This is a genomic window from Neisseria sp. 74A18, assembly GCF_001308005.1.
GTDB lineage: Bacteria > Pseudomonadota > Gammaproteobacteria > Burkholderiales > Neisseriaceae > Neisseria > Neisseria dumasiana.
This window is the reverse complement of sequence record NZ_LGZA01000017.1, coordinates 26,657-52,889: the sequence shown is the minus strand read 5'-3', so window position 1 is coordinate 52,889 and position 26,233 is coordinate 26,657. Positions and strand designations below refer to the sequence as shown.

Annotated in this window: 38 protein-coding genes and 1 CRISPR repeat array; of the genes, 33 read left to right on the top strand and 5 right to left on the bottom strand. The window is 51.2% G+C overall.

Annotation, left to right across the window (positions count from 1 at the left end; genetic code table 11):
- Positions 1-456: 456 nt before the first annotated feature.
- Positions 457-1,686, bottom strand: a complete 1,230-nt coding sequence (sstT, locus tag AKG43_RS06840) for a serine/threonine transporter SstT (RefSeq protein WP_054599820.1) — start codon at positions 1,684-1,686, stop codon at positions 457-459.
- A gap of 364 nt (positions 1,687-2,050) precedes the next feature.
- Here sstT and AKG43_RS06835 point away from each other — a divergent pair, with 364 nt between their 5' ends.
- The 3 genes from AKG43_RS06835 to purB all read left to right on the top strand — a co-directional run bounded on the left by AKG43_RS06835 (position 2,051) and on the right by purB (position 9,559).
- Entirely contained in the window at positions 2,051-3,880 is a 1,830-nt protein-coding gene (locus AKG43_RS06835; protein ID WP_054599825.1) for an autotransporter assembly complex family protein, read from the top strand.
- A gap of 136 nt (positions 3,881-4,016) precedes the next feature.
- The gene (locus tag AKG43_RS06830) at positions 4,017-7,928 is read left to right on the top strand and encodes a translocation/assembly module TamB domain-containing protein (RefSeq protein ID WP_054599819.1); all 3,912 of its coding nucleotides are present in this window, start codon (positions 4,017-4,019) and stop codon (positions 7,926-7,928) included.
- Positions 7,929-8,188: 260 nt separating this feature from the next.
- Positions 8,189-9,559, top strand: coding sequence for an adenylosuccinate lyase (gene purB, locus AKG43_RS06825; RefSeq protein ID WP_054599818.1), 1,371 nt, complete (start codon positions 8,189-8,191; stop codon positions 9,557-9,559).
- A gap of 64 nt (positions 9,560-9,623) precedes the next feature.
- A CRISPR array of direct repeats spans positions 9,624-10,860; the repeat unit is 32 nt; unit sequence GTTTCAACACACAGCCACGCGAAGGTGGCTGA.
- A 195-nt stretch (positions 10,861-11,055) separates the two neighbouring features.
- Here purB and AKG43_RS06820 read toward each other — a convergent pair.
- On the bottom strand, positions 11,056-11,925 hold the full coding sequence (locus AKG43_RS06820; RefSeq protein ID WP_231718126.1) for a S24 family peptidase: 870 nt from the start codon (positions 11,923-11,925) through the stop codon (positions 11,056-11,058).
- 305 nt (positions 11,926-12,230) lie between these two features.
- Here AKG43_RS06820 and AKG43_RS06815 point away from each other — a divergent pair, with 305 nt between their 5' ends.
- From AKG43_RS06815 to AKG43_RS13300, 25 genes are all read left to right on the top strand, one after another.
- Positions 12,231-12,512 carry a helix-turn-helix domain-containing protein gene (locus AKG43_RS06815; RefSeq protein WP_231718125.1) on the top strand — a complete coding sequence of 94 codons (282 nt, stop codon included), beginning with the start codon at positions 12,231-12,233 and terminating at the stop codon, positions 12,510-12,512.
- Positions 12,509-14,647 carry a Mu transposase C-terminal domain-containing protein gene (locus tag AKG43_RS06810; protein ID WP_054599815.1) on the top strand — a complete coding sequence of 713 codons (2,139 nt, stop codon included), beginning with the start codon at positions 12,509-12,511 and terminating at the stop codon, positions 14,645-14,647. Before AKG43_RS06815 ends, AKG43_RS06810 begins: the two co-directional genes overlap by 4 nt.
- A 14-nt stretch (positions 14,648-14,661) precedes the next feature.
- Positions 14,662-14,793 (top strand): hypothetical protein, encoded by a 132-nt coding sequence (locus AKG43_RS13540; protein ID WP_255351191.1) that lies wholly within the window; start codon positions 14,662-14,664, stop codon positions 14,791-14,793.
- An 83-nt stretch (positions 14,794-14,876) separates the two neighbouring features.
- Complete coding sequence (locus AKG43_RS06805) at positions 14,877-15,596, top strand: AAA family ATPase (protein ID WP_054599814.1); 720 nt, start codon at positions 14,877-14,879, stop codon at positions 15,594-15,596.
- Complete coding sequence (locus AKG43_RS06800) at positions 15,593-16,150, top strand: hypothetical protein (protein ID WP_054599813.1); 558 nt, start codon at positions 15,593-15,595, stop codon at positions 16,148-16,150. Before AKG43_RS06805 ends, AKG43_RS06800 begins: the two co-directional genes overlap by 4 nt.
- On the top strand, positions 16,143-16,466 hold the full coding sequence (locus AKG43_RS06795; protein ID WP_231718124.1) for an XRE family transcriptional regulator: 324 nt from the start codon (positions 16,143-16,145) through the stop codon (positions 16,464-16,466). The genes AKG43_RS06800 and AKG43_RS06795 overlap by 8 nt, the downstream gene beginning before the upstream one ends.
- Positions 16,467-16,546: 80 nt before the next feature.
- Positions 16,547-16,786, top strand: coding sequence for a hypothetical protein (locus AKG43_RS06790; protein WP_054599812.1), 240 nt, complete (start codon positions 16,547-16,549; stop codon positions 16,784-16,786).
- Between the two features lie 167 nt (positions 16,787-16,953).
- On the top strand, positions 16,954-17,085 hold the full coding sequence (locus AKG43_RS13535) for a hypothetical protein (RefSeq protein WP_255351190.1): 132 nt from the start codon (positions 16,954-16,956) through the stop codon (positions 17,083-17,085).
- Between the two features lie 52 nt (positions 17,086-17,137).
- Positions 17,138-17,497, top strand: a complete 360-nt coding sequence (locus tag AKG43_RS06785) for a hypothetical protein (protein WP_054599811.1) — start codon at positions 17,138-17,140, stop codon at positions 17,495-17,497.
- A 2-nt stretch (positions 17,498-17,499) separates the two neighbouring features.
- On the top strand, positions 17,500-17,937 hold the full coding sequence (locus AKG43_RS06780) for a hypothetical protein (protein WP_054599810.1): 438 nt from the start codon (positions 17,500-17,502) through the stop codon (positions 17,935-17,937).
- A gap of 1 nt (position 17,938) precedes the next feature.
- Positions 17,939-18,118, top strand: a complete 180-nt coding sequence (locus AKG43_RS06775; RefSeq protein WP_054599809.1) for a hypothetical protein — start codon at positions 17,939-17,941, stop codon at positions 18,116-18,118.
- A gap of 2 nt (positions 18,119-18,120) precedes the next feature.
- Complete coding sequence (locus AKG43_RS06770; RefSeq protein WP_054599808.1) at positions 18,121-18,957, top strand: hypothetical protein; 837 nt, start codon at positions 18,121-18,123, stop codon at positions 18,955-18,957.
- Entirely contained in the window at positions 18,954-19,349 is a 396-nt protein-coding gene (locus AKG43_RS06765) for a hypothetical protein (RefSeq protein ID WP_054599807.1), read from the top strand. Before AKG43_RS06770 ends, AKG43_RS06765 begins: the two co-directional genes overlap by 4 nt.
- Positions 19,350-19,368: 19 nt before the next feature.
- Positions 19,369-19,899 carry a host-nuclease inhibitor Gam family protein gene (locus AKG43_RS06760; protein WP_054599806.1) on the top strand — a complete coding sequence of 177 codons (531 nt, stop codon included), beginning with the start codon at positions 19,369-19,371 and terminating at the stop codon, positions 19,897-19,899.
- Positions 19,900-19,949: 50 nt separating this feature from the next.
- On the top strand, positions 19,950-20,420 hold the full coding sequence (locus tag AKG43_RS06755) for a hypothetical protein (RefSeq protein ID WP_054599805.1): 471 nt from the start codon (positions 19,950-19,952) through the stop codon (positions 20,418-20,420).
- 15 nt (positions 20,421-20,435) lie between these two features.
- Positions 20,436-20,729: a hypothetical protein gene (locus tag AKG43_RS06750; RefSeq protein ID WP_054599804.1), complete on the top strand. Its 294-nt coding sequence runs from the start codon at positions 20,436-20,438 to the stop codon at positions 20,727-20,729.
- Positions 20,730-20,735: 6 nt separating this feature from the next.
- A complete protein-coding gene (locus AKG43_RS06745) occupies positions 20,736-20,942 on the top strand; it encodes a hypothetical protein (RefSeq protein WP_054599803.1) in 207 nt (68 codons plus the stop codon).
- A 12-nt stretch (positions 20,943-20,954) separates the two neighbouring features.
- Entirely contained in the window at positions 20,955-21,167 is a 213-nt protein-coding gene (locus tag AKG43_RS06740) for a hypothetical protein (protein WP_054599802.1), read from the top strand.
- A gap of 132 nt (positions 21,168-21,299) precedes the next feature.
- The gene (locus AKG43_RS06735; RefSeq protein ID WP_054599801.1) at positions 21,300-21,722 is read left to right on the top strand and encodes a gp16 family protein; all 423 of its coding nucleotides are present in this window, start codon (positions 21,300-21,302) and stop codon (positions 21,720-21,722) included.
- Positions 21,712-22,140 (top strand): Mor transcription activator family protein, encoded by a 429-nt coding sequence (locus tag AKG43_RS06730; RefSeq protein ID WP_054599800.1) that lies wholly within the window; start codon positions 21,712-21,714, stop codon positions 22,138-22,140. The genes AKG43_RS06735 and AKG43_RS06730 overlap by 11 nt, the downstream gene beginning before the upstream one ends.
- 183 nt (positions 22,141-22,323) lie before the next feature.
- A complete protein-coding gene (locus tag AKG43_RS06725; protein WP_054599799.1) occupies positions 22,324-22,884 on the top strand; it encodes an N-acetylmuramoyl-L-alanine amidase in 561 nt (186 codons plus the stop codon).
- On the top strand, positions 22,881-23,066 hold the full coding sequence (locus AKG43_RS06720) for a hypothetical protein (protein ID WP_054599798.1): 186 nt from the start codon (positions 22,881-22,883) through the stop codon (positions 23,064-23,066). Before AKG43_RS06725 ends, AKG43_RS06720 begins: the two co-directional genes overlap by 4 nt.
- On the top strand, positions 23,066-23,299 hold the full coding sequence (locus AKG43_RS06715) for a hypothetical protein (protein ID WP_054599797.1): 234 nt from the start codon (positions 23,066-23,068) through the stop codon (positions 23,297-23,299). Before AKG43_RS06720 ends, AKG43_RS06715 begins: the two co-directional genes overlap by 1 nt.
- Positions 23,280-23,690, top strand: coding sequence for a hypothetical protein (locus AKG43_RS06710; protein WP_054599796.1), 411 nt, complete (start codon positions 23,280-23,282; stop codon positions 23,688-23,690). Before AKG43_RS06715 ends, AKG43_RS06710 begins: the two co-directional genes overlap by 20 nt.
- A 19-nt stretch (positions 23,691-23,709) precedes the next feature.
- The gene (locus tag AKG43_RS13300) at positions 23,710-23,892 is read left to right on the top strand and encodes a hypothetical protein (RefSeq protein ID WP_054599795.1); all 183 of its coding nucleotides are present in this window, start codon (positions 23,710-23,712) and stop codon (positions 23,890-23,892) included.
- Positions 23,893-23,939: 47 nt separating this feature from the next.
- Here the strand turns inward: AKG43_RS13300 and AKG43_RS12285 are convergent, their stop codons facing one another.
- Positions 23,940-24,110 carry a YegP family protein gene (locus AKG43_RS12285; protein ID WP_082403006.1) on the bottom strand — a complete coding sequence of 57 codons (171 nt, stop codon included), beginning with the start codon at positions 24,108-24,110 and terminating at the stop codon, positions 23,940-23,942.
- Between the two features lie 12 nt (positions 24,111-24,122).
- On the opposite strand from AKG43_RS12285, the gene AKG43_RS06700 reads away from it, so the two are divergent.
- From AKG43_RS06700 to AKG43_RS06680, 5 genes are read left to right on the top strand one after another with little or no spacing between them, the layout of a single operon-like run.
- Complete coding sequence (locus AKG43_RS06700; protein WP_054599794.1) at positions 24,123-24,341, top strand: hypothetical protein; 219 nt, start codon at positions 24,123-24,125, stop codon at positions 24,339-24,341.
- Positions 24,338-24,685 (top strand): hypothetical protein, encoded by a 348-nt coding sequence (locus AKG43_RS12970; RefSeq protein WP_197273130.1) that lies wholly within the window; start codon positions 24,338-24,340, stop codon positions 24,683-24,685. Before AKG43_RS06700 ends, AKG43_RS12970 begins: the two co-directional genes overlap by 4 nt.
- A 5-nt stretch (positions 24,686-24,690) precedes the next feature.
- Positions 24,691-24,945, top strand: a complete 255-nt coding sequence (locus AKG43_RS06690) for a hypothetical protein (protein ID WP_054599823.1) — start codon at positions 24,691-24,693, stop codon at positions 24,943-24,945.
- Positions 24,946-24,950: 5 nt separating this feature from the next.
- Positions 24,951-25,166 carry a hypothetical protein gene (locus tag AKG43_RS06685; RefSeq protein WP_054599793.1) on the top strand — a complete coding sequence of 72 codons (216 nt, stop codon included), beginning with the start codon at positions 24,951-24,953 and terminating at the stop codon, positions 25,164-25,166.
- Positions 25,167-25,169: 3 nt separating this feature from the next.
- On the top strand, positions 25,170-25,679 hold the full coding sequence (locus tag AKG43_RS06680) for a DUF1804 family protein (protein WP_054599792.1): 510 nt from the start codon (positions 25,170-25,172) through the stop codon (positions 25,677-25,679).
- A 7-nt stretch (positions 25,680-25,686) separates the two neighbouring features.
- Here the strand turns inward: AKG43_RS06680 and AKG43_RS06675 are convergent, their stop codons facing one another.
- Positions 25,687-25,914 carry a hypothetical protein gene (locus AKG43_RS06675; protein ID WP_054599791.1) on the bottom strand — a complete coding sequence of 76 codons (228 nt, stop codon included), beginning with the start codon at positions 25,912-25,914 and terminating at the stop codon, positions 25,687-25,689.
- A gap of 69 nt (positions 25,915-25,983) precedes the next feature.
- Positions 25,984-26,223: a hypothetical protein gene (locus AKG43_RS06670; RefSeq protein ID WP_054599790.1), complete on the bottom strand. Its 240-nt coding sequence runs from the start codon at positions 26,221-26,223 to the stop codon at positions 25,984-25,986.
- Between the last annotated feature and the right edge of the window lie 10 nt (positions 26,224-26,233).

The window sequence follows — 26,233 nt, the reverse complement described above, 5'->3', positions numbered from 1 at the left end:
ATGTTCAATCTCTAACTTTTTAACTTCTGGTCTGCTTCAAAGAAACCGACTGACAATGATATAATCTTGTCTCGTCTGTTTTTGTCGCAGTGTGAGGCCTAAGACACTCACACTTATCGGTAATCTGTGTTGTTAAAGAACTTAAATCCGCCGTCTCAGCAGCGAAGAAACCGAACTATACACACCCCAAACCCAACCCGTCAACACCAAAAATGCAATTATTTGCACCAAATCACTCATCACGATGTTTCTTATCGGTTTTTATTTTACACCCCGTAACAGCCAAACCGACAAACCGACAACAAAACCCTACATCAATACACCAAAACCCTACTTCACATACAAAATACAACCGGACAAAATACAACCGTGCCGTCTGAAAAAGTTTCTTTCAGACGGCACGGTTGAGTTATGGCCGCTTGACGGCCTACTTTATGTTTTTATAGAACCGATATTTTAATACACACCATTTTCTCTTTGCCTGCCATAGTCTGCAGCCGCTGTAAACAGAACGTCTGTCGAAGAATTCAATGCAGTTTCAGCAGAATCTTGAACTACTCCAATAATGAAACCTACTGCAACTACTTGCATAGCTACATCATTTGAAATGCCGAACAAATTGCAGGCTAATGGAATCAGCAGCAACGATCCGCCAGCAACACCCGAAGCTCCTGCCGCACTAACTGTTGCAACCAAACTCAAGAGGAGGGCTGTGACAAAATCAACTTGGATACCTTGCGTATGCGCGGCTGCCATAGCCAATACTGTAATGGTAATGGCTGCTCCTGCCATATTGATGGTAGCGCCTAAGGGAATAGAAATAGAATAAGTATCTTCGTGCAAACCCAGTTTTTTCGCTAAAGACATGTTAACCGGAATGTTGGCGGCAGACGAACGGGTAAAGAAAGCCGTCACACCGCTTTCACGCAGGCAGGTAAGAACGAGCGGATAGGGGTTGCGGCGGATTTTCCACCACACGATTAAGGGATTAATCACCAATGCAATAAACAGCATACAACCAAGCAATACTGCCAGCAGTTGCGCATACCCTATTAGCGCATCAAAACCTGTTTCTGCTATGGTAGACGCCACCAGACCGAAAATACCCAAAGGTGCAAAACGGATAACCCATTTGACTACTTTTGAAACTGCATCCGCAAAATCTGCAATCATCATCCGCGTTTGCTCGGAGGCATGACGCAGAGCAAAACCCAAAACCAAACCCCAAGCCAAAATGCCTATATAGTTGGCATTGGCAATGGCGTTAACCGGATTGACCACCAAGTTCAGCAGCAGGGTTTTCATTACTTCTTTAATGCCGGAAGGCGGTGTAGCGGCAACATCACTGGCGTTGACCAATACGATTTCGGTGGGAAACAGAAAACTGGCGATTACGGCACAAAGTGCGGCTGTGAAAGTGCCGATGGCATACAGTGTAATAATCGGCTTGATATAGGCTTCGTTGCCTCTTTGATGGCTGGCGATGGCACTCATGACCAAAACAAACACCAACACCGGTGCAACTGCTTTCAATGCACCGACAAACAGCGTTCCCAGCAATCCGGCTGCCAAACCAGCACCGGGAGACAACCAAGCCAGTGCGACACCCAAAACCAGCCCGATAATAATCTGCTGAACCAAACTGACGCGATTAACGGCATCAATAACCGGATTTCCACTTGCCACGATGCATCCTTATAATATAAAGGTTAAGAATAGCTAACATTCTAAAATAAAACGCTTTGAATGGATAGCAGCATTAAATTTTTCACATTTTTCTTTGCCGCATTATTTGAAATTTACGCAAACAGAAATAATGAAACTTTGTTTTTCACGCATTTTACAAGCTGTTTGTGTTTTCGGCGCATTTTCGTTTGTGAATTTGCAGTTTTCGGAAAATCTGTAAAATTTACTGCCCCGATAAATGCTTATTCATCTTCGGAGCGGGTTTTACCAAGGTTGTACCAACTGCCGAACACTATAAAAAATGCTAAAATCGCTTCTCGTCTATACCGGCACGTTTATCAAATTAAATTGGTTTGAAGTTTATATGAAGAAACACACCGTTAAGCTGTTATTGCCCACTCTTTCGCTCGCCTGCTCCCAAGCTTTCGCTTACACGCCGGCTCCGGAAGACTATGTGCCTATCAAAAAGGAGCGGAAAGAACAGATTGAAGAAAGCGGTGGAAAAAAGCTGCCGGTAAAATATCCGATTCGTATTAACGTGAACGATAAAGAGGTCAAAGCAATGCTCGAAGAGCATCTGCCTTTGATCGCCCAGCAGGAAGAAGAGGAGTTGGATAAGGAACAATTGGGATTTCTTGCCGAAGAAACGCCTGAAAACGTGATCACAATGTTGAAAACCAAAGGCTATTTTAACGGTAAAGTAACGGTAGAGCCTGCGGGCGAAGGTTATCGGGTGAACGTAACGACCGGCCCGCGTACTAAAGTAGACAACGTAGGTGTGGCCATTGTGGGTGATGTGCTGCAAGACGGCGATTTGGCGCAATACTACAAAACGGCTTTGGAAAACTGGGCATTGCCGGTGGAAGACCCGTTTGATCAAAACAACTGGAGCAGCAGCAAAACATCGGTGTTGTCTGCGGTAACGCGCAAAAAATACCCGCTGGCCAAACTGTCGCATTCGCAAGCTACGATTAATCCTTACAACAATACTGCCGATCTCAATGTGGTTGTTGAAAGCAACCGCCCCATTTATTTCGGCGACATCCAAATCAGCGGCACGAAACGTTATCCCGAAAGCGTAGTGCGCGGCATGGCTAAGTTTCAGCCCGGTTCGCCTTACGACTTAGACCAGCTTCTCGATTACCAACAGGCTTTGGAACAGGACGGGCATTATTCGGGTGCTTCGGTACAGGCTGATTTCGATAATCTTCAAGACGACAGGGTACCGGTGAAAGTGGCGGTTTCGGAAGTGAAACGGCACAAGGTTGAAGCAGGCGTGCGTTATGATTCCGAATACGGCTTGGGCGGGCGCATCGGCTACGACTATTACAACCTGTTTAACCGCGGCTATATCGGTTCTTTTGTGGTGGACACCGACAAATATGAAACAACGGTGGCCGCTGGTATCAGCCAACCGAGGAAAAGCAACGGGCATTACCTGACTTCTAATGTTTCTTACACCCGCTCAACCACGCAAAATCTTGAAAAGCACGCTTTAAGCAGCGGCATTTGGCGTGTGCGTGACCGCAACAATATCGAATCGCGCATCGGTATCGAATATCTGACCGAAAGCAGCCGCGTTCCCGATACGAACTACGACTTGGGCCGCAGCCATGCCACAATGGTAACGGCTTCTTGGAAGCGGCAGGAAATGACTACCCTGCTCCGCCCGGAAAACGGCTATTATCTCGACGGCAAAATCGGCTCGACCATCGGTTCGTTGCTGTCTTCCACCACTATGGCTCGGGCACGCGCCAATGCCGGTTATTACTTCACGCCCGAAAACAAAAAAATAGGCACGTTTATCGTGCGCGGCCAATTGGGTTATGTTTATGCGCGTGAAGATCAGGAAGTTCCTTCTACCCTGCGTTTCCGTACCGGCGGCGCCACGTCGATCCGCGGTTACGAACTCGACAGCATCGGCTTGCAGGGGCCGAACAATTCGGTGCTGCCCGAACGTGCTTTAGCAGTAGCCAGCCTCGAATACCAATACCCGATCAACAAGAGTTTTTCGGCGGCGGTATTCCACGATATGGGCGACGCTGCTTTAAATTTCAAAAAAATGAACCTGAAACACGGCACCGGCTTGGGTGTACGCTGGTTCAGCCCCGTAGCACCGTTCTCTTTCGACATTGCCTACGGCCACCAAGACAAAAAAATACGCTGGCACATCAGCTTGGGCACACGTTTTTAAACCGCCCCTTCAAGGCCGTCTGAAACCGTTTTTCAGACGGCCACACCTTTATCACGCAAGCTATTGAACATAAGCGACGGCAGAACATCTCCCTACCGCACCTGCCCGATCCGAGATGCACACAGGTTGAAACAACATGACAAACCATAAGGATAACGAACACACCGTGCAAACCCCGCCGGCAGCACCTGCCGCAGATGCTGCCGGCACGGGGCCGTCTGAAAAAAAGCCCGCAAAAAGAAAATGGCTCAAAATTCTGGCCGTGCTGTTTGCCGTGGTATTGTTTCTGCTTACCGCCCTATTCGGCGCGGCAGTATGGCTGGTAAGCACCGAATCCGGCCTGCGTTACGGCCTGTATAACATTCCGTCGTGGTTCGGCGTCAACATCCAATCGAAAAACCTCAAAGGCACTATATGGGAAGGCTTTACCGGCGACGGCTGGCGCATCGAAACCGAAGGTGCCGACGTAGAAATCAGCGCCTTGACATTCGACTGGCAGCCGCAAGAACTCAAACAGAAAAAACTGCATATCCGCCAGATCATCGCGGGCGACATCAGCATTGTTACCAAACCCACTCCGCCGAAAGAAAAACAACCGCCGCAAGGGCTGCCTAAAAGCGTGAGCCTGCCGCTGGAAGTGCTGGTGGACAAACTGGAAACCGGCAAAATCAGCGTAGGCCCGCGTGCCGACAAACAAACGGTGTATCTCAACCATCTGCTGGCTTCATACGGTTACGACCACCATCTGCACAGCCTGAAACTTACCGACATACAAACCCCGTGGAACCAAGCTTCGGGCAACGCATCCTTGGGCGTGAACAGCCCCTTCCCCATTCAGGCCGTTATCAACGGCAGCGGCACATTGGATAACGAACACGCCGTTGCCGCCACACGCTTTTGGGGCAGCCTGCAAGACGTTGAAACCGATATCCGCATCGACGGCGACAACGTGCGCCTGCACGCCACATCCGTGCTGCATCCTTTCGCCACCAAACTGAACGACAAAATCAAACTCGTGCAGGTAAAAGGCTTCAACATCAACCCGAGCGCGTTTTTGCCCTCGCTGCCCAAGGCCAAACTCGAATTTGACGCCACCATCGTGCCTTCTTTTGAAAAAGGCATCGGTTTGGAAGGTTCGATAGACTTGCTCAACAGCGCAGCCGCACCCGCCGATGCCCAAGGCATTCCGGTACGCAAGCTGCTGTCGGGCTTTACCATCAACGATGAAGGACTGATCCGCATTCAAGATACCGAAGCCCAACTGATGAACAAAGGCACCGTAGGGCTGGCCGGCACCATCGATACCGCCAAACAAGAGCTTGCCCTCGCCGCCTCCCTGCACGACATCACCGCCGCCGACGTGGTCAAACAAAAACTCGACGGCAAATTAAACGGCACCATTAAAGTGGGCGGTGCATTCAACAACTTGGAAACCGGCTGGCAACTGAACACGGGTAACGCCCTTTCAGACGGCCTCATCCAAATGCACACCGACACCCGCAACGGCCAACAAACCCTGCAATTCAAACAAGTGCGCGTCCGGCCCGAAAACGGCGGCGAAATCAACGCCACAGGTTCGCTGGAGCTGTTTAAAAACCAAGCACTCAAACTCGACGTTGTCAGCAAAAACTTCAACCCCGGCAAACTGAACGCACAATTTCCCACCGGAAGCGTGAACGGCACCATCAACGTAAACGGCGAAATCACCCATCAAAAATACAGCGGCAAAATGCAGTTCGGCCCCAGCACCCTTTCCGGCGTACCGCTCAAAGGCAGCGCCGATGTCGTTTATGAAAAAGCCCATCTCTCGCGCGCCGTGGCCGATATCCTGTTGGGTAACAACAGCATCAAAACCAACGGCAGCTTCGGCAAACAAGGCGACCGCCTGAACGTGGACATCAACGCCCCCGATTTGAGCCGCTTCGGTTTCGGATTAAGCGGATTGGTAACCGCCAAAGGCTATATTGCCGGCGACCCCGCCAAACTCGAAGCCGATCTGGTCGGACAAGCCCGCAGCCTGCGCGTTGCCGATGCCGTACAAATCAACGACCTCAACTTCAAACTGCAAGGCTCGCCCGATTACAGCCGCCCCTTAAACGTCGAACTCAAAGGCAACCGCATCAGCATACTCGGCGGCGGTTCGCCCACCGTGATCGATGCCGTTGATTTATCGGTTAACGGCACGGGTTTGAGCCACCGCATCCGCGGCGGCGGCAATATGTCACTGGGCGGCAAACCCTACACCCTTGCCGTCGATGCCAACGGCGGCTTAGACAACAAACAACAATGGAAAGGCACGCTCAGCGTGCTGGATATCGGCGGTGCATTCAACCTCAAGCTGCAAAACCGCATGAACCTTGAGGCCGGCACCGAACGCGTTGTGATGAGTGCGGCACGCTGGGCGGCTATGGGCGGCAGCCTGAATATGGAAAACTTTGTTTGGGACAAGAGAAGCGGCATCACCACCAAAGGCAACGCCGTCAATCTCGATATGTCGCAACTGCATAATTTCTACACCCCGCCCGTGAAACACAATCTCGTTTTGGCAGGCGACTGGGATTTGTCGTACAGCCAAAACGCCCGCGGCTATCTCAACATCCGCCGCCAAAGCGGCGACGTAGAACTGCCCTACCGCAAACAGATGCTCGGTTTGGGCGCATTGTCGCTCAACACCACCTTCCAAAACGGCCGTATCGACAGCAAGCTCGACGGCGTTACCGGCTACGGCAACATCAACGGCAACGTCGTGATCAGCCAGCAGTTTGGTAACGACATCAAACTCGCGCCCATCAACGGCAAAATCAGCATCGGTGCGCCCAATCTCGAAGCATTCCGCAACTTCCTGCCCGTGGGTCAAACCCTGCGCGGCAATTTGGAAGGCGTAGCCACCATAGGCGGGCGTGTCGGCCAACCGCAATTTAACGGTGCGCTCAACGGCAACGACCTTTATTACCGCAATCAAGATTTGGGTTTGATACTCGATCACGGCGTATTGCGCTCGCGCATTCAAGGCCAATCGTGGCTGATCGACAGCCTGCGCTTCCACCGTGGCGGCACCGTCGAACTGAAAGGCACGGTCGGCCTAAACAACGCCGAACCCAATGTTAATGTCGACATCTTATTCAACCAATACCATGCGCTCGACAAAGCCAACCGCCGCCTGACCCTCAGCGGCAATGCCAAAATGCTCTATACCGAAGCCAACGGCATTATCCTAACCGGCGCACTTAAGGCAGACTCGGGCCGCTTCGGGCTTCAAAAATCCGGCATGCCCACTCTGGATGAAGACGTGGTGGTGCTGGGCGAGGTAGAAAAACCAAAAACCACACCCACGCCCATCAGCATGAATCTCGTGCTAGACCTCAACAACAACCTGCGCTTTACCGGCGAAGGTTTAGACGTTACCCTAGGCGGCCAACTCAACCTGACCGCCAAACCGGGAGAAGCCGTTCAGGGCGTAGGCACGGTTAACGTGATCAAAGGCCGCTACAAAGCCTACGGTCAAGACCTCGACATCACCAAAGGCCAAATTTCCTTCGTCGGCCCGCTGACCTCTCCCAACCTCAACATCCGCGCCGAACGCCGCTTGTCTGCCGTCGGCGCCGGTGTAGAAGTGCTCGGCAGCCTCAACAACCCGCGCATTTCACTCGTAACTAACGAAGCCATGAGTGAAAAAGACAAATTGTCGTGGTTGATTCTCAACCGCGCCAGCAGCGGCAGCGACAGCGACGAAGCCGCCCTTTCCGCCGCCGCCGGTGCATTTCTCGCAGGCCGCGTCAACGACAAACTCGGCTTGGTTGACGACTTCGGCTTTACCAGCAAACGCAGCCGCAACGCCCAAACCGGCGAACTCAACGCCGCCGAACAGGTGCTTACCGTAGGCAAACAGCTCACCAACAATCTCTACTTGGGCTACGAATACGGCATCAACAGCACCACCCAATCGGTGAAACTGGTTTACCAGCTTACCCGCGCCATTCAGGCCGTAGCCCGCGTAGGCAGCCTCTCGTGGGGAGGCGAGGTCAAATACAGCATACGTTTCGATTAAACACCGGCAGGCCGTCTGAAAGCACTTTTTCAGACGGCCTGAGATCTTTTCCCCCAATATATTAAGCCGGCCAGCCCTTGCCCGCCTTGTATGGCAGGTAAGGCGTGATAAAGCGATACACAACGGCGCAACCGCATACAGTGATGCCCGCCCCACCTATAAGCATGCCGTCTGAAAAGCCGCTTTGATGTATAATTGCCGCCGGTTTCAATCCCCAAGCCGCATAACGGCTGTGCACCGACAACAGACAGGAATCCGCTATGATCAACCCCATTTCCGCCCTTTCCCCGCTCGACGGCCGCTACGCCCAATCCGTAGAAGCCCTGCGCCCCATCTTCTCCGAATACGGCCTGATGAAAGCCCGTGTGAAAGTTGAGCTGAACTGGCTCAAAGCTCTGGCCGCCGAACCCAAAATCACCGAAGTGCCCGCATTCAGCGACTTCACCGTTGCCGAAATCGACCGTGTGATTGCCGAATTTTCGCTGGAAGATGCCGCCGCCGTAAAAGCCATCGAAGCCACCACCAACCACGACGTGAAAGCCATCGAATACTGGTTGAAAGAGCGTTTTTCAGGCGTGCCCGAAGTTGCCGCCGCCGGCGAATTCATCCACTTCGCCTGCACCAGCGAAGACATCAACAACCTTTCCCACGCCCTGATGCTGCAAGAAGCACGCGAAGCCGTGTTGCTGCCGAAGCTGGCCGAAATCACCGCCAAGCTCACCGAAATGGCACACGACTTGGCCGCCGTGCCGATGATGAGCCGCACCCACGGGCAACCCGCCACGCCATCCACCTTGGGTAAAGAAATCGCCAACGTCGTTTACCGCCTGCAACGCCAAATCAAACAGCTTGCCGCACAAGAATTTTTAGGCAAAATCAACGGCGCCGTCGGCAACTACAACGCCCACATGGTCGCCTACCCCGATGTGGATTGGGAAGCACACTGCCAAACCTTCGTCGAGCAGGCATTGGGCCTCACCTTCAACCCCTACACCATCCAAATCGAGCCGCACGACTACATGGCCGAGTTCTTCCAAACCCTCAGCCGCATCAACACCATCTTAATCGACTTCAACCGCGACGTATGGGGCTACATCTCCCTCGGCTACTTCAAACAAAAAGTCAAAGCGGGCGAAGTAGGCAGCTCCACCATGCCGCACAAAGTCAACCCCATCGACTTTGAAAACTCCGAAGGCAACTTGGGCATGGCCAACGCCGTGTTGGGCTTCCTTTCGGAAAAACTGCCCGTGTCCCGCTGGCAGCGCGACCTCACCGACAGCACCGTGCTGCGCAACATGGGCGTGGGCGCAGGCTACACCGTGCTGGGCTTGACCGCCCACCTGCGCGGCCTGAACAAACTCGAAGCCAATCCCGCCGCCTTAGCCGCCGACTTGGATGCCACTTGGGAACTCTTGGCCGAACCGATTCAAACCGTGATGCGTCGCTACGGCGTGGCCAATCCGTATGAAAAACTGAAAGACCTCACCCGCGGCAAAGACGGCATCACGCCCGAAGTGCTGAAAGTGTTTGTCGAATCGCTGGACATCCCCACCGATGCCAAACAGCAGCTGCTGGCTTTAACACCCGCGCTGTATGTGGGCAAAGCCGAAGCGTTGGCGAAACGTATTTGATTAAGGCGTTTGAAATAACAACAGGCCGTCTGAACATTTCAGACGGCCTGTTGTGTTTTGAGAAGGTTTAATACACGGCCACTCGAAGGTGGCTGACAAAGCACCAATACACCGCTGTTTTTGTTGATGCGGTTTCAACACACAGCCGCCTGAAGGCGGCTGGTCAGAATCCGCATAACCGTAATAAAACAATGAATGTTTCAACACACAGCCGCCTGAAGGCGGCTGGCCCGCATGTTTGATGGTTTGATTGAAAAGCTAATTGTTTCAACACACAGCCACGCGAAGGTGGCTGATTCTGCCATTCCTGCATATTCGTGAGTGCATTTTCCGTTTCAACACACAGCCACGCAAAGGTGGCTGATCTCGACAAGTACGACGGCTACCGCGCCAAAACCGTTTCAACACACAGCCACGCGAAGGTGGCTGAAAACATGCCCCAACAAAAACGGTTTGAGCCAAGAGTTTCAACACACAGCCACGCGAAGGTGGCTGATTATGGCGTCGTTTGTATTGGCGGCGGTTTAAACGTTTCAACACACAGCCACGCGAAGGTGGCTGACTGATTTATAGTCGGCTAGCCAATTATCATTACTACGAGTTTCAACACACAGCCACGCGAAGGTGGCTGATAACGGCAAATTTGATGCGCAACGCCACCCAAAGCGTTTCAACACACAGCCACGCGAAGGTGGCTGATTTCGACGGTATAACGCTTCATACCGTACCAGTCGGTTTCAACACACAGCCACGCGAAGGTGGCTGAGCGTGCGAGCCGCGCAAAGTGTCGTCGACCACATCGTTTCAACACACAGCCACGCGAAGGTGGCTGACTGTTGATGGTGTTAGCTCATATTCTCAACAGTTTGGTTTCAACACACAGCCACGCGAAGGTGGCTGAGCAGGGCGGCGGCGCGGTTCCGATGTCTTTTGACGGTTTCAACACACAGCCACGCGAAGGTGGCTGAAATCGCAGCAAAATCTAATGTATGACGGATATATCGTTTCAACACACAGCCACGCGAAGGTGGCTGAGCGGATGCTATCTCAACAACTCAAAAGGGGCGGGTTTCAACACACAGCCACGCGAAGGTGGCTGAAGGAGGGTTTCGTTATTCCAATTGGCGCTGGTGCGGTTTCAACACACAGCCACGCGAAGGTGGCTGAAAAACGGCGTACCCCAATACGCCGTCGCATACCTTGTTTCAACACACAGCCACGCGAAGGTGGCTGAGCTGTAACCAAACATGTTCCCCCCCGTCCGATAAAGTTTCAACACACAGCCACGCGAAGGTGGCTGACGACAACTGTGGGGTGGTGTTAGTTTTGTCATGTGGTATACAACAGCATAAAACGCGAAAAATTTAAGGAAATCAAAAAATAACGAAAAAATCAGGTGAAAATTTAAAACGCAAAAAAAAGCGCAAAAATGAGCATATTTCAATCATTTTTGCGCTTTTTTTGTCATGGAATAATCGGGGAATTATCAGATTCGATTATTTGGCTATGCCACAGCTCCACAGGTAGCGTCCAAGTATCTCGAAATCATGCGGCTCGGTTTGGGATAAATCCAACTCTGTTGTTGGATATATCCCTTTGTTCGGGTTATCACTAATAATGTTAAAGGTGTGGGCATTCAGGCGTTGTAGGCGTTTGATTCTGATCTCGTCGTATTGTCGGAAGAGATAGATACCTTCCTCTGTGTATTTGGCAGTTGCACACCATAAAACCGTGCCAAGGTCGATTAAAGTGGGGAACATGCTGTCGCCTTTGACGCGCGTGCAGAAGCAGCGGTTTGGGTTTACGCCTAAGTGTTTGAAAAATGAAGCTCTAAACCACATTGCTTCGGTTTCTTCAGCCTGCCATGAGATTGTGCCGTTGCCTGCGCTGCCATACACGTTGATGTGATAGCGTACAGGCACGATATTGGCGGTATCTTGATGAGAAGCCCATGCTTTATAACCGGACACCAAATCTTCCATGCTGGCCGGTATGGGGTCGGCTGAATAGATGGCTGCTATTTCGCGCTGTTTATTGGGTGCGGATGATGCGGCGTTACTTATATATATACTTTCATCCGTCGCAGCTTGTGATATTTCTTCCGCAGCCTCTTCAAACAGGTTTAATAGTCCTTTTTCTATCAATTCTTGAATGACATAACCCGGTAAGATGTATATGGTTTTATTGCCACCCTTACCGCCCTTTCCGGGTACTACTCTTGATGCCCATTGTTCGGACTGTGCGCGCAGCTTTATGCCGGGTCCTGATTTTGGTAGAGATGTAAGTGTTATTCCTTGCTCTGCCAATTGCTCAATCAGCTTATGTAATTCATAGGCCCCAAGTTCTATATTTTGGGAAAAATCCACTTTCATACTCCATTTAAAAGTATAAAAGACAAGTATCAAAGTGCTTTTATACTTTATTTCTTTTTAAATCATGTAGTTGCTTAATTTTCACTTTTATTCTTACTTTTATACTTTGCATCAATCAACTTTGGTACTATAATGCGTTTAAAAGTAGCAAACAAGAAATCTAAACAGATTTTAGCTGATTCTACATCGTTCTTTAACAATTTGGAAAAAAGAGCCGAAAACGCAGATAAACGGTACTTTTACAGAGACTGTTTAACAGACCGTCTAAGAAATTGGACGGTCGATTAAGCGGTTTACTTATGTTTCAAAGTAATAAAGTACAAAAGGAAAAAACAATGCACCCAGAATTGATTAAAGCAAAGCTGCGTATAAAAGGTTTCAGCCTTACTGATGTAGCAAAGCAAGAAAAGGTTGGGGAGCATGCTGTTAGGAAAGCATTACGGCAGCCCAGCCTATCTGGCGAGAAAGCAATAGCAAATGTATTAGGCAAAGAGTTACACGAGCTTTGGCCTGATAGATGGACGATAGACGGTAAAAGAATACGCCCTAGATGGGCACATCTTTATAAGGAAGCATCATGAAAAAGCATTACAGCGCGTCGGAACTGGTGGCTCTTGAATTAAGCGGACTGCCTAAAACGGAAGCGGGAGTGGTTTTTCGAGCCAAACAACAAAACTGGCCGTTTATAGAAGTGGCAGGCAAAGGCGGTCGCGGTGGCAAACGCCGCGAGTACACCCCACCGCCCGAAGTGATGATGCAGATACAAGAGCGCGAGATGGCTAAGGTGCTGGCAGATACGGCGCCGCCGCTGCCGGTGTTGGCGGCCACAAATACGGCGGTATCGACGGAAGTGCGGTACATGCAAACCACCGAAGCGCAGCGCACCCGCGAGGGAGCAAGGCTCGGTGTGTTGAATGCGGTTGAGCGGCTGATGGCTGAATCGAATGTCGGCAAGGATGCGGCGATTACTACGCTGCTGACGCAAGCAAGGCTGCCGCAGTTTGAGCATGTGGCCAAGATGTTTGAGCTGGCCTTAGACGAGCGCGGCACAGGCAGTTTGAAGTTGCCGAGCAGCCGTACCATCAAACGCTGGTTTGCACAACGGGAAAGCAACACGCTGGTGCCGAAAGTGGCCACCGCCGATATGAATATGCCTGATTGGCTGCCGCTGTTCCTGAAATATTACCGTTTGCCGACGAAACCAAGCGTTCAGATGGCTTACGAGGCGTTTTTGGATGCGCTGGCGGTTGAAATGCCGCTGGTTAAGGTGCCGAGCATACACGCGGTACGGCGGGCGATGGGCAAGGTGGGCAATGTGGCCTTGCAAGACGGCCGCAAAGGTAAGCGCGAGCTGAAAAACGATTTGCCGCACAAACGGCGCGAGTTTTTGCACTTGCCTCCGGCTGCCATCTATACCGCAGACGGCCACACGTTTGATGCGGAGGTGCTTAACCCGATGAGCGGCCACCCGTTCCGCCCTGAAATCACAACGGTAATCGATGTAGCAACCCGCCGCTGTATGGGCTGGAGCGTGGGCTTGGCGGAAAGCCGGTTTACGGTGCTGGAAGCATTGTGCCATGCGAGCCGCACGGCCATCGGCGCGGTGTGGTATGTGGACTGGGGTAAAGGCTTTGAAAACTTGATGATGACTGATGAGGCAACGGGGATTATGGGCAGGCTGGGTATGACGATGAAACACTCGCTGGCTTATAACTCGCAAGCTAAAGGCGTATCGGAACGCAGCCATAACATTTTTACCCGCGCGGCGCGAAAGCTGCCGACTTATGTGGGTAAAGACATGGATGCGGAAGCGCGCAAATCGCTGTATCACTGGACACGCAAAGAAATCAAGCTGCAAGGCAAGATTATCAACTCGCCGATACCGACGTGGGACGAATTTAAGGCGTTTATCGAGGCAGAAATCGAAGCCTACAACAACAGCCCGCACCGCAGCCTGCTGAAATTTACTGATGCCGAAGGCAAAAAACGCCACATGACCCCAAACGAAATGTGGGCGTTGAAGGTAAAAGAATTCGGCGAGCCGCCGAAGGTGTTGCCGGAAGACGAGGGCTGGCTGTTCAGACCGCAAAAAATGTGTACGGTGCGGCGCGGCGAGGTGCAACTATTTAATAACGTTTATTTTTCCAATCTTTTGGAAGAGTTTAACGGCGAGGAGTTGCTGGTTGGCTACGACGTGCAAGATGCGCAATGGGTTTGGGTGTATGACGATGCAGGCCGCTTGATTTGCAAGGCGGAATGGCACGGCAACAGCCAAAGCTATATGCCTGAAAGCGTGATTGAGCAGGCGCTGGATAAACGCAACGATGCAGCCCTGAAACGGGTTGAAATCAAGCGTGAAAACGTGCTGGCGGAACGCAGGCAAGCGGTTATCGAGCATGAAAGCAGCGTGAATTTAGGCGGTATCACGCTGGATATGAGCCGCTTAAAAGAGCAAGGCGCGAAAGTGCTGGCGCGGCGTGAAGAGCCGGAAACGGTGGAGGCGGTGTTTAAGGTGGTGAAGCCGGAGCCGATTCAGACGGCCTCAAGCTGGGAAGCCCCTGATGCGCACAACCCGAAGGCGCAATACGCCGAATATAAACGCTTGGCAAGCTGCGAAGCTGCCGAATTAAACGAGGCGCAAGCCAAATGGCTTGAGTGGTATGTAAATAGCGGCCGTGTCGAGCTGATGGAGCAAATGGCACGGGCTTACGGATAGAAAGAGGTTTAAAAATGAAGATGGAAATGCCTGAATGGCTGGTAAAGAAGATGGCGGAAACCCGAAAAAGCCGCCAAAGCAAACGGCTTGTGCTGGGTTTTGTGGAGCGCGAAGTGCTGCGCCGACCACTGGCCGCCGCGCAATAAAATGCCAAACGCCGTTTTTCAGACGGCCTGTTAAAAACCTGTTTAAAACACGGATAAAACGTAGTTACTCGGAGTATTAAAAAATGAAGATTGCAAACATTAATAATTTATCTTTGGTTGCTATTGCCATGCAGCGTTTGGTTAACCGACAAGACGGCCTGCCCGGTTTGGGTGTGCTGTACGGCCCCAGCGGTTACGGCAAAACCACGGCAACGGTGGCGGTGGCCAATCAGACCCGCGCCTACTATGTACAGATGCGCAGTGCGTGGGGCAAAAAGACGCTGCTCGAAAAAATCTGCTTTGAGATGGGCTTGCCGCCGGCTCGAACTACGGCGGGCTGCTTGGATGTGATCTGTGAGCAATTGGCAGCCAGTCAACGACCGCTCATCATCGATGAGGCCGACTACCTTGTTTCTAAGGAGGGCATGGTTGAGCTGGTGCGCGACATCTACGAAGGCAGCCAAGCGCCTGTGATGTTGGTAGGTGAAGAGTTGTTACCGAACAAGCTGAAAAAATACGAGCGTTTTCACGGGCGCGTGCTCGCTTGGGTGCCGGCGCAACCGGTTAGCGTGGATGATGCAGCGGAACTGGCGGCGGTATATGCCCCGAAAGTGCTCCTGTCAAACGACTTGCTGGCGCATTTGGTGGAAATCGCTCACGGCTCGGTGCGCAGGGTAACGGTTAACTTGGTCAATCTTGCCGCCTTTGCCGCTGAAAAAGGTTTGGCAGAGCTGGGCTTGGGCGATATTGCCAAGGCCGAACTGTATAAGGGCGAAGCGCCTAAACGGGGGACGAAAGTATGAAGCCGGTTAAAGAGTTGACCTTGCCCCGCAATAACCGCCAACTGGTGTGGACGGCATTGCGAGCAAGCCGTGAAAGTTGGGTGACGTTGGCGGCATTGAGCGAGCAGGCAGATGTGAAAAGCCGCACGGTATATATGTATCTGCAAGCATTGATTGCGGCGGGCTATGTGGCGGTTGAAACGGCAGCCGACCGCTGCAAGCTCTACCGACTGACCAAAGACGCAGGAGTAGATGCTCCGCGCCTGCGGCCGGACGGCACCGAGGCCACGCCGAAGAATACAGAAATTATTTGGCGCACCATCAAGATTATGCACACATTTACTTTGGACTCACTGACGGCTCATGTGCGGATGACGCACGAGGTGCAAAGAGAATGGGTCAAAAAATACATTATCTCGCTGCTGGCGGCGGGGTATTTGGGCAAGCGCAGCCGTGAGGATTATGTTTTGCTGCACAACACAGGCAGCCAAGCACCGCAGCTGCTTAATATACGCGAGGTGTACGACCCTAATTTAAACCAAATCATGTTACGGGAGGTGCCGGACTATGAATAAAGACTATATGAAAGAAGAGTGGTTTTCAGTTTTGACGCGCGAGATTGAAAACAGCAGTCAGCGCCGCGTTGCCGATAAGCTGGGTTACAGCATGACGGCAATCAATTTGGTGGTACACGGCAAATACAAAGGCAAAACAGAAAAAATCGCTGCTCAAGTGATGCGGGTTTACACGAATATTAAATGCCCGTTTAACGGCAATGTAATCACATTGAAAGATTGCAGGGATACCGCCCACGCGGCAGCGCCTACCCACAACCCTATAAAAATGGGGCAGTGGAAAGCGTGTTTGAAATGCCCAAACCGACCTGATTAACGGGTAAGCCATTGATAGGGCTATATATTTTTTTACCTTGTGTTTTATGTAACACATTGAAAGTAAAGGAAAACATAAAAATGAAAAACTTGAGAATGCGCCACTTGCTCGCTCCCGTTTTGATTGTGATGCTGGCAACGGCATGCGCCAACCGCTGCACGGAGCCGCAGCCCGCCCGCAGTTATTTTGAGCATGAGACACCGGCGCAACGGCTGATGCGCGAAAAGCAAGATGTGGCCGATTTTGAGGCGCTGCAAGCGGAAAAGGCGTATGAGCGCATGAGCGACGAAGAAAGAATGCGCGGGGTGGTATATGAATAGCCACCGACGGCGCAACCAAGACTGGCAGGCATACGGGCAGCACCGGCGGCGTCAGCGGATATATCACAATCTGTATAGCCCGCATACCAAACACGGGCGGCTGCAAGCGGCAATCAGGCAAATCAAACAAATCTACGGCGATGACGCCATTATTACGGGAGTGGAATATGAGCAAAAAAATTCAGACGGCCTTATGGCTGATTAGATTGTGGTTGGCGGCAGTGGTGATGTGTTGGTCGGCTGCGGCATTGGGCGGGTATTTGGGCTGGTTGACAGTGGAAAAACTTATCGGGCAATAATTTTTTTGCCTTGTGAAATTCATAACCTATTAAAAATAAAGGAAACATAAAAATGAAACTGGTAGACGATTTGCTCGCAGCGGCGGAAAACCCCGCTACTCCGGCAGGGCTGAAACTGATGTTGAACGAAGCGGCGATCTGCATCATGAATTTGAGCACGCAAGATTTATACGACCAATGCCGAATGGGGTGGCTGGAGGATTTGGGCAGCTTTTTGATTGACAAAAAAGACGGTGAAAACCCTGTTGTTACTGTGGAAATCCAGCCGGGTCAGTATTTCGCGGCACAAGCGCCGACGGTGCGTGAGGCGGTGGATTTGGCGCGGGAGGATTTTTTGGAGATGCGCGGGCTGCATCCGCGTGATTTTGGAAACCCGTTTAAGAGCGGGGAAGCTGAACAGATTGGAGCTTAAAAATGAAAATCGAAAGACCTACTGAAGAAGATATTAAAGAGGCATCTGGATTACTACAGGCTTTAAACCTGCTGTCAAGCGGCTATAACCCGTTTAAGACCGACGAAGATGAGGAACCTGCGTGGTTGGAAGACGGAGATAAAAGCAAAGTATTAGACAACATCATCGCCTTATACGACGAGTGCGATATCGAATGGCTTTTATTAGCTTTAAGCACCGTTATTGCTCCGGACAACCGGCTGATTGACCCTGATCAAGATGTCTTGGAAAAACACCCGTCGATCAGGAAAGGCAAGCAAGACAGCCGCCGCATGGATTTCTTGGAAAAGGATTTTTTGAAATTCTGCGGGTTGGATGGTTGGCATTTTATGCAGCCACACAAGACGTTACGCGAAGCTGTTGATGAGGCTATGGGGGAAATGGCAAAGGAGGCCGTCTGAAATGAGTAAAAAAATCCAATTTGCTATTAGTTGTCCCGGGTTGTGCTGCGAATGCGAACACCGACCGCTATTTTCGTCAGACGCCCCCGACGGCTGGGAGCTGATGTCGGAGGAAGAAAAAGAAGAATGGGCGAAGGAAACGTTTTTTGAAGACATGAGCTGGGTTTGGGTGGAGGCGTAAATATGAATCTCAAATGCCCCAACTGCGGCGCAGTCCACAGCCTTGACAGCTTAATCGGCAACGACGGTGCGGCGGATTTGATTAAGGCGGTGTTGGAGTTTGATGCGGCCATCGGTAAAGCGGCGGTGCGCTATGTGGGCTTGTTTCGGCCGGCCAAAAGCCAGCTGACTTTTGCCCGCACGGCCAAGCTGCTCGGCGAGCTGCTGCCGGACATCCAAGCCGGGCAAATCAGCCGCGACGGGGTGGTTTACCCCGCCCCGCCCGAGGCTTGGATTTACGGTTTTCAGACGGCCATTGATGCTCGGGATGCGGGCCGTCTGAAACTGCCGCTTAAATCGCACGGCTATCTTTATGAGGTTATCAGCGGTTGGAGGCCGTCTGAAACAGCGGTGATGCCTGCAACGCGGAAACCGTCTATGGGCGATGCGGCGGTAAGCACCAAGCTGCGGCAAGGTGTGAACGCGTTAAGCCAATGGGCGGGCGACGATTGGCTTAAACAGGAAATTGCCGCAGGGTTTGCCGTGTTGTCGGCCATGAATATCAAAGGCCGTCCTGCCGCGCCTGATTTGGCAGTAGTGGCCGAATTATGGGTGCAACGGTTGCAGGGCAGAGACGAGAAACCGATAGAACAGTTTGACCGTGTTCGGTTTCAGACGGCCTTTAAGGCGCTGCAAGATGCAGCCGAATGGCCGAATGTGGCCGACCTGATACGCAATCTGCCGCCCCGCCTGATACCGCGGGCGATGTTGGAAAAGCCCAAACCCGACCGGGCGAAAGGTCGGGAAGAGTTGGAAAAAGTGAAGCAGATTTTTAACAAGCAGAAAGGTAATAAATCATGAAAGTTGAAGTTTTAAAACCCGTTGAAATTGAAGTTTACGCCGTGCGTATCAATGCCGCACTTTATGAAGAATCCGCAGAAACCGTACCCGATTTTTTGCTGCAAGACGGCGGAGATTTTGAAATCTTGATTGAGATTGATACAGGCCGCGTTGTTGGGTGGCAGGGTAATGTGCCCGTCCGCATTGCCGATAAGTTAAGCGACAGCGGCACATATACCCTGCTCGACAAAGATATGAACGATATAGCACAGCTTCAATATGAATATGTACCCAACCGCTTAATCCCCGGGGAGTACGGCGACTATATCGATCTGAAAATCAATGCCGAAGGCTATGTGGAAAACTGGCCTAAGCAACCGGATGTAAGTGAATTTTTTGAAAGCGAAGATTAAACACAGAAAGGAAAACGAAATGGCTAAAACAACCAAAAGAACCAAAAAAGAAGCGCTGGCGGTAGCCGTGCAATCCCGCGATGACGCATCGTTGCAAATCAAACGCATGGGCGATTTGCAGCGCAACATCGAGCGCATCCAAGCCGACCACAACGACAAAGTGGCCGAGCTGCAAAAAGCGGCGGACGAAGCAGTCGCGCCGCTGGTGGAAGAAATCAAAGTGATTGAGGCGGGCGTGCACGCTTGGGCGGAAGCCAACCGCGACGCGCTCACTGACGGCGGCAAGGTTAAGTTTGCCGACTTAACCACGGGCATCATTAAGTGGCGAAACAACCCGCCCAAATGCAGCATAAGCGGTGCCGATGCGGTGCTTGCCCTGCTGGAAGCCGATCCGTCGCTTGAGCGTTTTATCCGCGTGAAAAAAGAGGTAAACAGAGACGCAGTATTGAATGAAGAAGCGTTTTTTGCCGCCAACCCCGTGCCCGGGCTGAAGATTGTGCAGGGTAAGGAGTTTTTTACCATTGAGCCGTTTAATCAGGAGTTGGCGTAATTTGATTAACCAACGGCGGGCATTGCCCGCCTTTTTAAAGGAAAAACATCATGAATAAGCAATTAGAACCCCGTTATGTAGTGATTAAAAAGAAAGATTTAGCGGATGCCTTAAACAGCGGTTTAATCACCGAGTCGGATGTGGGCACGTTAGATAAAGTGAGCCAAGCAGTTGTCAGCATACGTCAACTGCGCGGCAAAGCAAGTTTTGAGTGCGCCGTTGTCGAGAGCGATTGGCCAATTTACCAAGAGGTAGTCGATAAGTTGGCGACCCCTAAACCACGCTTTTTTTGGGTGGGCGAAGAATCTGAAATCTACTGCGGCGAATCTATCCACGTAATCCGAGACAGCGGACTGATGGAGGCAAGCGACATAAGTGATATAGATAACGGCAATTATGGCGAAATCTATGCAAATTTTTTGGTTAAAGATGCGGAGACCGGAAATTGGTTGCATTTGTATGATTTGGTTGATTTCGATTGGCAGGAAAAACCGCGCCAAGTTTGCACGGCGTATCAATAAACAAGGAAAAACATCATGATGAAATACTTATCGCTATGTCTTGCTATGCTGCTGACAGCTTGCTTGGAGCCATACCCGATTGATGTCCAGCGCGAGCAAAGCGCAAAACTTGACATCGTAACCGATAACCGCTTTGGGGTTAAACGTATCGCTATTATTACTGATCAATTGGCTTATAGAGGAGAAAGAGGCGTTTATTTAATTACTGACAGCAAAACTGGCAAAGAATACGTTGGTTTATCAGGGATTGGAATTTCCGAAGTAGGTAGTCATGAGAGCGGTAAAACGCGTAGTGAAGATGAAAGGTAAACGGTTATGGCTAAAGTAGTGATTACCATTGAAGATACAGGCAGCGGCCTGTTTGAGATTGACTTACAAGGCTTGGATGTACAAAAAGACCCGACCCCGGCAATCATTGCAGGACATTCCGCAGCAGGTGTGCTCCGAGATGCACAAAAACAGGTGCATGCAGAGCTAGTCAAAAAAATTGCAGCAGAGTTTGCAGATTGCCTCAATCAATAGAGGCCGTCTGAAATGGATTACATCCGCAATGCCTACAAAATGCCGTTTTTACGCCCGGGAACAGAAGTTGAATACCTCGGCAGGCGCGGGGTAATTACAGGAGCGAAAGGCGGTTATCTGCTGGTAGATTTTGGCGATGGCAAGCCGACCGCCCAACACCCCGAATACAATGTAGCCTATTTTGTGGACGGCGAGCTTGTTAAAGATTTCAGACAGGCTGATTAAACAAACCCAATCCCCGCTTTAAACAGCGGGGATTTTTTTGCATATAAAAATGACACATAAAATACAATATGTGGTAGATTTTTATCAATAAAATGATAAAATACCACAACATATTGTATTTACGGATAAAGCATGAAAACACCGACCCGAAACGGATTAATCGCCAAAATCAAGATTGCGCAAAAGCAGCTTGATATGGCCGATGATGTCTATCGTGCCATGCTGGCGCGGGTAACGGGTAAGGATTCGTGCGCAAAAATGGGCGTGCCGGAACTGGAAAAAGTGGCGGAAGAAATGAAGCGCATGGGCTTTGTGCCGCTTGCGAAAAGCCACGGCACGCGCCCGCGCCGCCGCAGCTCGGCCGACCCGATGATGCGCAAAATCGAAGCCTTGCTGGCATCGATGGCGCTACACTGGAATTATGCGCATGCTTTGGCCAAGCGCATGTATGGGGTGGCGCGGGTTGAATGGCTCACCGACGAGCACATGCGCGGTGTGATTGCAGCACTGACAAAAAAACAGCAAAAAATAAAGGGGGAAGGCAATGGAGCTTAAAAAGGTACGACACCTGCTGCCCGAAACCATGCAGGATATTGTCGAGGTTATCGGATTACGGGCCGCCGAGCAGCTGGTAAAAGCCATCGGCGGCGCGCGGTTTAAGTTTGGCAAGGGCAAAGAAGATACGCCGCGCCTGCATATTCTGTTTTCGGCGATTGGCGAGGCGAAAACCTACGAGCTGTTGCGCGTGTATGGCGGCGAGGAGCTGTATGTGCCGCGCTGTGAAAACGCTCTGCGCGAGCTGCGCAATGAACGTTTTAGAAACGAATTTTTAAATCTGACCAAAGTCGAGGGCAAAAGCGGCCTGATGGCGATGACGGAACTGTGCCCGAAATACGGCATTTCCGAGCGCACGGGCTACACGATTATGCGCTCGGGCTGCGAGCCGGTATCACATCAAAATACCCTGTTTTAACGCTGTTTCAATTCTCCTCTTTCATCCGCCTTCGGGCGGATTTTTTTTGGCCTAATCCGCTTGTTTCAGACGGCCTTTAGGGTTTGAAAGGCATACCGTGCGGGGATGCGCGTAAAGGCCGATAGCATAAAGGCTCTCAAAAATGGGTTTAAAACCGCTTAAAACGATTGTGAAAGGGCTTATATGGGCAAGATTATTGTGTTGACCGCAGGGCATTCCAACACAGACCCGGGCGCGGTCAACGGCAGCGACCGCGAGGCGGATTTGGCGCAGGATATGCGCAATATCACGGCATCTATTCTGCGCAACGACTACGGCTTGACGGTACATACAGACGGCGAGGGCAAAGGCAATCTGCCGCTGCGCGAGGCTGTTAAGCTGATTAAAGGTGCAACGGTGGCGGTGGAGTTTCACACCAACGCGGCCGCTAAACCGAAGCCGGGGCAACAGCCGGCAACGGGCATCGAAGCCTTGAGTACGGCCAAAAACAAACGCTGGTGTCAGATTTTGAGCAAGGCAGTGGCGGATGTGACCGGTTGGCGTTTGCGCGGCGACGGCGGTTACAAGCCCGACAATGCCGGTCAGCACAGCCGTTTGGCGTATGCCCAGCATGGCGGCATTGTGTTTGAGCCGTTTTTTATCAGTAATGATAAAGACTTGGCTCAATTTAAAGCCAATAAATGGGCCATCTGCCGCGCCGTGGCGACGGCCATCGCGATGGAAGTGGGAGCGGCCAAAGTATGAAAAAAGGTTTAATCGCTTTGGCATTATCTGTTATGAGCCGCCATGCAATACCTGAATTTAATATTACTCCGGCACCAGTGTATCAATTGCGCCAGCATCCGAGTATCCGTGCAGGTAGATCGGGCGTGGCCGCTGCCAAGCGTGCGGCACGCAAGGCACGAAACCGAAGAAAGGCGAAATGATGGCTCTGCTGGATATCCTTAAAAATCCGGCCACGGGCAAGGTGTCGCACAGCAAGCTGTGGGCCAACGTGGCCTGCGCGGCCGGCACATATAAATTTGTGGTGCTGCCCGACCCTTCGCCGGAGATTTGGGCGGTGTATTTGGGCATCGTGGGCGGTTATGCCGTGGCGCGGGCGATGGTATCGGTTAAACGGCAAGAGGTGGAGGCAGACAATGCCGATAAAGTGGATTAAATACCTGCCGCATCTTGCCGCGGTGCTGCTACTCGGTGCGGCTTTATGGCTGGCCTACCGTAACGGTTTTCAGACGGCCTATAACGAGCAGCAGCTTGTGATTGAACAGGCTGAAAAAAACAAAACCGCCGCGCTGCTGGCATCTGCCGAAGCATTTACAGCTGAATTAAAAAAGGCGCAGCAGGCGAAAGACGAGCAGGCGGCCAAAACACAGGCAGTCGGCGTGCGGCTGGCGCAGGCGCAAGCGGATGTGCGCCGTCTGAAACAACAACACAAAACTGGGATTAAACATGCAATCGAGCAAGATAAAACTGCTGCCGGTATGTGTATTGACGGGCTTGGGCCTAACAGCCTGCGGCAGTACAACCGTGCCCTCGGCTACACCAATTAAAACCATTGAGGTGCCGGTAATGCCCGCGCCGCCTGCGGCGTTGATGGTGCCGCCGGTGCGCCCCGCCCCGCCGGAAAACGGCACCGTGCAGGCGTTGTTGGAGCATGCGGTCGAGTTTGGCGGATATGTGTCTGAACTGGAAAACCAAAACACGGCTTGGCGCGAATGGGCGGCGAGTGGCCAACCTAAAGTTGACGATTGACAACAAAAAAGCCCGCGTAGGTTGCGGGCTGAACGTAAAAATGGATTTTATACCTCTTTTACGGGGGTGGCGGCGGTAGTGCTTTTCACCAAATCGACCGCGTGCAGGCAGTTTTGTTTGGTGGTGTAGCCCTCGCTTTGGGCGATGATTTCATGATTGGCAGCTTTCAAACGCCAACGGTATTCGCCTTTTACGTCTTTATAAACTTCAAAATACATAAGGTTTCTCCTATGAAAGAGTATACGTTTTCCTACCGTTTTAACGGTAAGTCCTGGTCATTGAGCATTTGGGCGGACAGCTCGGAAGAAGCCAAAGCCAAATTTCGAGCAGCCCGAGAAAATGCACAGTATGACGGGGAAGTTTTAGCAAAAATTTATGCGCCTGTAAATATTTCTTGGTTTAGAAATTTATACAATCGGTTAAGAAAAATGATAGGCGGCAAAAAATGAGCACCTATCAGGATTTGGTTGCGCGCGTATTGGCGGTTAAATTTGCCGGCTTTGAAATGGGGTTAGCCAAGGCGCGTGAGCAACAGCCGTTTATCGAGCAGGTATCACGCAAACTGGATGCAACCAGCTGGGATTACGTTGCCGGCATGGATAAGGATTTTGGCGTTACCTTCCACGTTGAGCGCGGTATTGTGGACTTTAAGAACCAATATCAGGCAATAAAACAGGCGTTGGAGCAACAGTTTGATGTTGAGTTTACGGTGTCGACGGTATCGCCGGCGTTGGATGTTGCCTGCCGTCGCAGCGGATGTAGTTGCCGCTTGATTTTTAAGGAGCTGGCATGACACCGATTGACTTTGAATTTGGCTTTAAAACGCTTTGGGGCTTGGCCACCGCAGCAGGCTGGTTTTGGGTTAACGGTATCGCCAGCCGTTTGAAAGAAGCCGAAAAAGACCGCGCGGATTTGCGCCGAGAGCTGCACGACGTGAAGTTGGATTACTCCACCAAGGCAGAAGCCCGTGCCGACCGCGAAACCATCAACCGTCAGCTTAACCGCATCGAAGACAAATTGGACAAACTCGCCGACAGAAAGGCGGACAAGTAAACATCATGGAAAACAAAGACCCCATCTTGGCGGCACTCGCCCGCATTGAGGCAAAAACCGACCAAACGCTTAAAAACCAAGCCGAAATGAGTGCGGAAATCGCTCAAATCCATAAAGACACCAAACGTACTGCTGCCGTGGTAGGCGGCGTATCCGGTGCGGCCACGGGCGGCATTGTATCTATCGGCGTGTCGCTTATCCGCGCAAAGCTAGGATTCTGACCGATGGCACACCCCCAAGAAATACGAGACAAGCTAAGACAGCTATACGTTAGTGGCCAGCAAACGCTTGAGACGGCGGCCATGATGTGCCAAATCCCTTTTGCCACGGCGCGCAACTGGAAAAAATCGGCCAAAGACAAAGGCGACGATTGGGACAAGCTGCGGGCGGCCTACACATTGGCGGGCGGCGGCATTGAGGATTTGAGCCGCGCCATGCTGGCGGGATTTTTGACCCAGTACAACAGCACCATGACGATGCTGCAAGATGCAACGGTGGAGGACTTACCGCCGTCGACCCGTGCCAAACTGCTGGCGAGCTTGGCCGATGCGTTTACCAAAACCGTGGCCGCCAACGCCCGTGTGATGCCGGAAACGAGCAAACTGGCGACCGCGCTGGAATTGATTGAAATGCTGATGGCTTTTGCACAAGAAAAACACCCCAAACATTTGGCTGCCTTTGTGGAGGTGCTGGAGCCGTTTGGGGCGGAGGTGGAGAAAAGGTTTGGTAGTTGAGGATGATTTAAGGTTTAAGTTTTTTTTGATTTTTCATTTTCCGTTCAATCTCAAGCTCTTCTTCGGCTTGTTGAATAAGTTTAGACAGATAATCATCAGTCAATGATAAACCAAAGTCGTTTTTAATTTTTTCCTTGATTGATTGTAAGTCGGGAGTTGTATCACTTGTTCGGATTAACTCCTTAATATATTCAATTAAACTTTTTTTTATGAAATCTGCAATTAACTTATACATGTAAATATCCTTATAAAAATAAGCAACTAAATCCTCTTTTCCTTTGGCTGCTTTTGTGGAGCTGTTTGGTTAGCGGGGAAGGAAATAAACAATACCTGCCCCCGGTGCTTCTGGGTGTGTTTTTGCAATGATCTCGCCTGCTTCGACTAATTCATTAAGTACTTCCGCAATCTCTGGATGAGTCGATTGATTAATAGTTTCGTTTGGGGTGTCCATGTAGCTTCTGATTACAAAATCTTCAAATCTTAATCCACGTGTTTCTCCTTCTAGAAACTTAAGAAATTGTTTTTTTAATACGCTCTTATTCATGATTGTCTCC

Coding starts and splice junctions, on each gene's coding strand:
- AKG43_RS06835 (WP_054599825.1), top strand. CDS start 2,051: ATGAAGAAACACACCGTTAAGCTGTTATTGCCCACTCTTTCGCTCGCC.
- AKG43_RS06830 (WP_054599819.1), top strand. CDS start 4,017: ATGACAAACCATAAGGATAACGAACACACCGTGCAAACCCCGCCGGCA.
- purB (WP_054599818.1), top strand. CDS start 8,189: ATGATCAACCCCATTTCCGCCCTTTCCCCGCTCGACGGCCGCTACGCC.
- AKG43_RS06815 (WP_231718125.1), top strand. CDS start 12,231: ATGTTTCAAAGTAATAAAGTACAAAAGGAAAAAACAATGCACCCAGAA.
- AKG43_RS06810 (WP_054599815.1), top strand. CDS start 12,509: ATGAAAAAGCATTACAGCGCGTCGGAACTGGTGGCTCTTGAATTAAGC.
- AKG43_RS13540 (WP_255351191.1), top strand. CDS start 14,662: ATGAAGATGGAAATGCCTGAATGGCTGGTAAAGAAGATGGCGGAAACC.
- AKG43_RS06805 (WP_054599814.1), top strand. CDS start 14,877: ATGAAGATTGCAAACATTAATAATTTATCTTTGGTTGCTATTGCCATG.
- AKG43_RS06800 (WP_054599813.1), top strand. CDS start 15,593: ATGAAGCCGGTTAAAGAGTTGACCTTGCCCCGCAATAACCGCCAACTG.
- AKG43_RS06795 (WP_231718124.1), top strand. CDS start 16,143: ATGAATAAAGACTATATGAAAGAAGAGTGGTTTTCAGTTTTGACGCGC.
- AKG43_RS06790 (WP_054599812.1), top strand. CDS start 16,547: ATGAAAAACTTGAGAATGCGCCACTTGCTCGCTCCCGTTTTGATTGTG.
- AKG43_RS13535 (WP_255351190.1), top strand. CDS start 16,954: ATGAGCAAAAAAATTCAGACGGCCTTATGGCTGATTAGATTGTGGTTG.
- AKG43_RS06785 (WP_054599811.1), top strand. CDS start 17,138: ATGAAACTGGTAGACGATTTGCTCGCAGCGGCGGAAAACCCCGCTACT.
- AKG43_RS06780 (WP_054599810.1), top strand. CDS start 17,500: ATGAAAATCGAAAGACCTACTGAAGAAGATATTAAAGAGGCATCTGGA.
- AKG43_RS06775 (WP_054599809.1), top strand. CDS start 17,939: ATGAGTAAAAAAATCCAATTTGCTATTAGTTGTCCCGGGTTGTGCTGC.
- AKG43_RS06770 (WP_054599808.1), top strand. CDS start 18,121: ATGAATCTCAAATGCCCCAACTGCGGCGCAGTCCACAGCCTTGACAGC.
- AKG43_RS06765 (WP_054599807.1), top strand. CDS start 18,954: ATGAAAGTTGAAGTTTTAAAACCCGTTGAAATTGAAGTTTACGCCGTG.
- AKG43_RS06760 (WP_054599806.1), top strand. CDS start 19,369: ATGGCTAAAACAACCAAAAGAACCAAAAAAGAAGCGCTGGCGGTAGCC.
- AKG43_RS06755 (WP_054599805.1), top strand. CDS start 19,950: ATGAATAAGCAATTAGAACCCCGTTATGTAGTGATTAAAAAGAAAGAT.
- AKG43_RS06750 (WP_054599804.1), top strand. CDS start 20,436: ATGATGAAATACTTATCGCTATGTCTTGCTATGCTGCTGACAGCTTGC.
- AKG43_RS06745 (WP_054599803.1), top strand. CDS start 20,736: ATGGCTAAAGTAGTGATTACCATTGAAGATACAGGCAGCGGCCTGTTT.
- AKG43_RS06740 (WP_054599802.1), top strand. CDS start 20,955: ATGGATTACATCCGCAATGCCTACAAAATGCCGTTTTTACGCCCGGGA.
- AKG43_RS06735 (WP_054599801.1), top strand. CDS start 21,300: ATGAAAACACCGACCCGAAACGGATTAATCGCCAAAATCAAGATTGCG.
- AKG43_RS06730 (WP_054599800.1), top strand. CDS start 21,712: ATGGAGCTTAAAAAGGTACGACACCTGCTGCCCGAAACCATGCAGGAT.
- AKG43_RS06725 (WP_054599799.1), top strand. CDS start 22,324: ATGGGCAAGATTATTGTGTTGACCGCAGGGCATTCCAACACAGACCCG.
- AKG43_RS06720 (WP_054599798.1), top strand. CDS start 22,881: ATGAAAAAAGGTTTAATCGCTTTGGCATTATCTGTTATGAGCCGCCAT.
- AKG43_RS06715 (WP_054599797.1), top strand. CDS start 23,066: ATGGCTCTGCTGGATATCCTTAAAAATCCGGCCACGGGCAAGGTGTCG.
- AKG43_RS06710 (WP_054599796.1), top strand. CDS start 23,280: ATGCCGATAAAGTGGATTAAATACCTGCCGCATCTTGCCGCGGTGCTG.
- AKG43_RS13300 (WP_054599795.1), top strand. CDS start 23,710: ATGCCCGCGCCGCCTGCGGCGTTGATGGTGCCGCCGGTGCGCCCCGCC.
- AKG43_RS12285 (WP_082403006.1), bottom strand. CDS start 24,110: ATGTATTTTGAAGTTTATAAAGACGTAAAAGGCGAATACCGTTGGCGT.
- AKG43_RS06700 (WP_054599794.1), top strand. CDS start 24,123: ATGAAAGAGTATACGTTTTCCTACCGTTTTAACGGTAAGTCCTGGTCA.
- AKG43_RS12970 (WP_197273130.1), top strand. CDS start 24,338: ATGAGCACCTATCAGGATTTGGTTGCGCGCGTATTGGCGGTTAAATTT.
- AKG43_RS06685 (WP_054599793.1), top strand. CDS start 24,951: ATGGAAAACAAAGACCCCATCTTGGCGGCACTCGCCCGCATTGAGGCA.
- AKG43_RS06680 (WP_054599792.1), top strand. CDS start 25,170: ATGGCACACCCCCAAGAAATACGAGACAAGCTAAGACAGCTATACGTT.
- AKG43_RS06675 (WP_054599791.1), bottom strand. CDS start 25,914: ATGTATAAGTTAATTGCAGATTTCATAAAAAAAAGTTTAATTGAATAT.
- AKG43_RS06670 (WP_054599790.1), bottom strand. CDS start 26,223: ATGAATAAGAGCGTATTAAAAAAACAATTTCTTAAGTTTCTAGAAGGA.